The organism is Streptomyces sp. GC420 (assembly GCF_009916105.1).
Taxonomy (GTDB): Bacteria; Actinomycetota; Actinomycetes; order Streptomycetales; family Streptomycetaceae; genus Streptomyces.
The window spans coordinates 1-4,735 of sequence record NZ_JAAAXQ010000500.1 but is presented as its reverse complement, the minus strand read 5'-3'; the positions used below and the strand labels follow the sequence as shown (position 1 = coordinate 4,735).

At 76.7% G+C, this 4,735-nt stretch carries 1 protein-coding gene; it reads right to left on the bottom strand.

The window, feature by feature from the left end:
• Positions 1 to 38: 38 nt before the first annotated feature.
• Positions 39 to 4,685 (bottom strand): hypothetical protein, encoded by a 4,647-nt coding sequence (locus GUY61_RS34890; RefSeq protein WP_166634333.1) that lies wholly within the window; start codon positions 4,683 to 4,685, stop codon positions 39 to 41.
• Positions 4,686 to 4,735 lie beyond the last annotated feature (50 nt).

Genomic DNA, 4,735 nt, shown 5'->3' with positions numbered 1-4,735 from the left:
CCGGCCCGCACCACCCGTGGTGCGGGCCGGCGCCCGTTCTACTGCTCGGCCGGTGCCGGACGTTTGAACATCCGGGTCGCCGTGATCTCTCCGTGGACGGTCGGGCCGTCCGCGTTCTGCCGGGGCAGGCCGGGCCGCAGGTGTTCCTCGACGCTGATGTACTTCAGCCCCGCCCGCAGGTCGGCGTCGTTGCGCAGCCGGATGACGAGGGGGAACTCCGCGAGCGCGGTCGTGTCGAACAGGCCGGTGGTGTAGAGGAGCTGGACGCCGAGGGCGTCGGCGACGGCACGCTGGAGCTCCAGCAGATACGTCGCGTTGGCCCGGCCGATCGGGTTGTCGAGGAACAGCGTGCCGGCGTGCCGGTGCTTGTCGCGGCCCCGGTCGTTGCTGCGCAGCGCCGCCATCGTGCAGTACAGCGCGATGGCCGCGGTCAGCAGCTGGCCGCCCGAGAAGACGTCGCCCATCTGCCCGACCGGCACCCGCTCCGCGCGCAGCACCGCGTCCGGCTTGAGGATCTCGACGGCCACGCCTCGCGGCTGGAGGGCCGCGTGCACCCCGCGCAGCAGCAGGGACATGCCGTCCCTGCGCAGATCGGAGTTCTTCCTGACCGCCGCGCGGGTCGCCTCGTCGACGACCTCGCCGAGCCGGTCCGTCAGCGTCGCCTGGTCGGGCTCCTCGAAACGGATCCGCAGGAACTCCTGCCCCGACCACTCCCCCAGTCCTTCCGGCAGCCGGGACAGCCGCTGTGCGGAACGCAGCGTGGCCAGTGAGGACTCGACCAGGCCGCGCAGCCGGTCCACGATGCTGTCGCGGTTGCGCTCCAGCTGCTCCAGCTCGTCGGTGAGCACGCGCAGCCGCGGCGCGAACGCCGCCGCCCAGGACGCCGCGTGCTCGGGCAGCGCGGCGGCGGGCAGTTCGCGGATCTGCTGGCGGGCCGGAGTGCGTACGGCCTCGTAGCGCGTGGAGTTGGCGTGCCGCACCAGGATGTCGCTCGCCTCGCGCACCGTGGCCTCGGCGGCCGACAGGTCGGCGGCACAGCCGCGTAGCGAGCGGCGGGACTCGGCCGCCGACTGCCGGGCCTCTTCGAGGCTGCCGGGGTAGGGCTCGGCAGCACCCGCCGGGTCCTCGTCCTGCGGGCCGTCGCGCAGCAGGTCCCGCAGCAGCGCCGCCGTCTCGTCGAAGCCGCTCGCGGCGTCCTCGGCGGCCCGGTGCGCGCGCAGCAGTTCGGCGTGGGCGGCGCGGGCGGCCTCCAGTGCGTCCGTGCGCACGGCGAGTTCGGTCGTGGCGGTGCGCAGCAGGGACTGGGCGTGTTCTGCGTCCGCCGGCACCAGTTCCCCGGGCAGTTCGGTGTGCGCCTCGCCGTCGGCGGGGGCGTGCCGCTCGGCCTCGCCGCGCAGTCTGCCCAGTTGTTCGCTGGCCGCGGACGCGCGGGACTCCAGCATCTGCACCAGGGACTCGGCGCGCGCCGCCGCGGCCTGGCGCGACGGTCCGTCGGCGCCGTCCGGGCCTTCGAGGAGCTGGGCGGCCCGGGTGCGCACCTTGTTGGTGAGCCGGTCGAGTTCGGCGAGGGACGCGCTCTCGTCGCTCTCCGCGCGCGCCTGCTCGGCGCGCAGGTCGGCGCCGACGCCGACCTTCTCGTACAGCTGGGAGGCGGAGCGGTAGGCCTCGCGGAGCGCGGGGAGCGCCGCCTTGGGGGCACCTTCCCCGGGGTCGGGAAGGTCTTCCGGCGCTCCGGCGATCTCGGCCCGTTCGGCGCGCAGGGTGCGGGCGACACGGTGGGCGTCGTCGGCGGCCCGCTGCGCGGCCCTGCGGTCCTCGTCGGCGGCGCGGGCACGCTCCAGGCAGACCTGTGCCCTGGCCTCGTACTCGGCGGCGTCGTCGGCGAGTTCGCGCAGCCGCGACTGCCAGCCGGCGCGTTCGCGGAGCCGGAAGGCGAGCCCGGCGAGGGCGTCGGCAGCGCGGCGGGCCCGCTGGGCGGCGTCCTGCCGCTCGTCGCGCGCGCGGGCCGCCTCGGCCGCGGCCTCCTCCGTCTCGGCGCGGACGGTGCGGGCCTCGGCGAGCTCCGCCCCCGCCTCCTCGGCGGCCTCCCGTGCGGCGTGTGCCCGGGCCGCGAGTTCGGCGAGCCTGCCGGGCGGGCAGCCGGTGCGCCAGGAACCGAGGCGCGCGGCGAGCGTGCGGTCCGCGGCGAGCCGTGCGGCCAGCGCCCTGATCTCCTCGTCGCGGGCGGCCGCCCGGGCCCGGAGCGCCTGCCGTTCCTCGTCCGCGGCATGTTCGTCGTGCATCGCCGGGTTGGGCGGGACGAGGAACACCTCGCCGTCTCCTGCGCCGGGAGCGGGGGTCGGCGCGAGCAGGGCGGCGGCGGTTCCCACGGCCACGGTCGAGCGGGGCAGCAGGGCGGCGCCGGCCAGCGCCTCGCGGGCGCGGGCGTGGCTGTCCGGGTCGGTGATGATGACGCCGTCGACCAGCTCGGGCCGGGCGGCGAGCACGGCGGCGTGGTCGGCCGGGTCGACGGCCTGGGCCAGGTAGCGCCAGCCGGGGAGCGCGGGGATGCCGTGCTCCCCGAGGAACTCCACGGCCGCGAGGACGTCGGGCCCGGGTGGCAGCAGGCCGCCGTCGCCGAGCGCGCCGAGGATCCTGGAGTCGTCGGCGGCTGCCGTCCGCAGCTCGAACAGCTGGCGCTCCGCGGCGGCGACCGAGCCGTCGAGCAGTTCCTGGAGATCCTCGGCGCTGCGGTCGAGTTCCTCGGCGGTCAGGGATTCCGTCCGCCCGGTGTGCGCGGGCTCCCCGGGGGTGCTCCCGCGCGGCCGCGGCACGGTGGTGGAGGCCGGCGCGGCCGGGCCGTCCGGCAGGCCGAGCAGTTCCGCCAGCCGCTCCTCGGCGGCGAGGGACTGCGCGGTGCGGCGTTCTCCCCCGTACGCGGCCTCGGCGGCCTCGGCGGCGTCCGAGGCGCGGGCGGCGGCGAGTTCGGCGCGGGTCGCGCGGGCCGCCGCCTCGCGGGCGTGGTCGGCGCTCTCGCGGGCGGCCTCGCGGGTGGCGTCCCAGGCGGCGACGGCGGTCTTCTCCGCGTCGCTCGCGGCGAGGGCGGCGCGCGCCGGGTCGGCGTCGGGCGCGGTGTCGTCGAGCCAGCCGGCGCGCACTGCCTCGGCGGTCTCCTGCTCGACCTCGGCGAGGCGCTGGCGGAGGTGGCCGGCCTCGCTGCGGGCGCGCTGGGCCTCGGTGGCGGCGGCGGTGGCGTCTCGGTGGGCGGTGTCGCCGGCCGCCTGAAGGGCTCCGGAGCGCTCCTCCTCCTCGGCCGCGAGGCGCTCGGCGTCCTCGGCGGCGCCGGCCAGGGCGCGTACGAGGTCGGCGGCGGCCCTGGCGCGGGCGGCGAGCGCGGGAGCAGCGTCGCGTTCGGCCTCGCGGATGGCGGCGGCGACCCGGGCCGAGCGGTCGGCGGCGGCGCGGTGCCGCAGCACGGCCTCGGCGGCCTGCCAGGCGGCGTGGAGGGTACGGGCGTCGGCGAGTTCGCGGCGCTGGGCGGCGGCCGCCTTCTCGGCGGCGGTGAGGGCAAGGGACGCGTGGCGGTAGGCGAGTTCGGCGGAGATGAGAGCGCTGCGGGCGCGGGCGGATTCCGCCTCGGTGACGGAGTGCGCGGCGTCCGTGACCCGCTGGGCCAGTTCGGCGGAGCGGCCGCGTTCCCCGGCGGCGCGGGCGGAGAGGCGGCGGGCGAGGCTACGGGTGCGGCGTTCGGCGCCCGTGTGGACGTCGCGGGCGCGTGAGCGGGTCCCGGCGGCGTCGACGATCCGGCCGAGCAGATCCACGGAGCCCGCCGTGAAGTCGCGCTCCGCGATGAGTTCGGCGCGGCGGCCCAGTTTGCTGCCGAAGCCCGAGACCAGGTCGGCGAGTCCGTCGGTGTCCCGGGTGTCGGTCACGGCCCGCAGCAGCAGATCGGTGAAGTCGGAGTCCTTCTTGACCGCGAACAGGCCGGCGGCCTCTCCCTCGTCGGCGTTCATCTCCCGCTGGTACCGGAAGAGTTCGGGGTCGAGGCCGAGGTCTCCGAGGTGTTCGTTCCAGCGGTCGTGGATCTCCTCCCAGTGGACGTCGAGGTGCGGGTAGGCCTTGCCGGCCTCGGTGATCGCGTCCCGGAAGCCCTTCATGGTGCGGCGCCTGCCGCGCGCCCCCGAGGTGCCTTCCGCGGCCGGGCGCACGGAGTGCGCCTCGGCGACGGGCAGCGAGTCCAGGGAGAGCCCGGGGCCGGGCCGGAAGGAGTACCAGGCCTCGGCGAACTTGCGGGGGTCGTTGGAGACCTGGCGTCCCCGCCATTCGCTGACCTTGCCGACGACGACGCACTCGCCGGTCAGGGTGTGCTGCCACTCCAGGGCGACGTGCCCGCAGTCGTCGGCGAGGAGGAACTTGCGCAGGACGCCCGAGCTCGCGCCGCCCAGGGTGTTGCGGTGGCCGGGCAGCATCACGGAGAAGATCAGCTTGAGGAGTACGGACTTCCCGCCGCCGTTCTCCAGGAACAGCACTCCGGCCGGGGCGGGTCTGCGCGGCGGCCCGACCGGCTCCTCCTCGAAGAATTCCGCCTGGGTGGGAGCGGGGGTGGGCACCGGCTCGCCCACCCCGCGCAGGTCCAGCACGGTGTCGGCGTAGCGCGCACCGGCGGGCCCGATGGAGTAGAGGCGTACCCGGGACAGCTCGTACATGGCGGGGGACTCTCGCAGTGGTTCGTCGTGGGGGCGGATCGTGTTCGTGG

Bases quoted from the DNA above. Each gene is read 5' to 3' on its own strand.
- GUY61_RS34890 (WP_166634333.1), bottom strand. From the start codon at position 4,685: ATGTACGAGCTGTCCCGGGTACGCCTCTACTCCATCGGGCCCGCCGGT.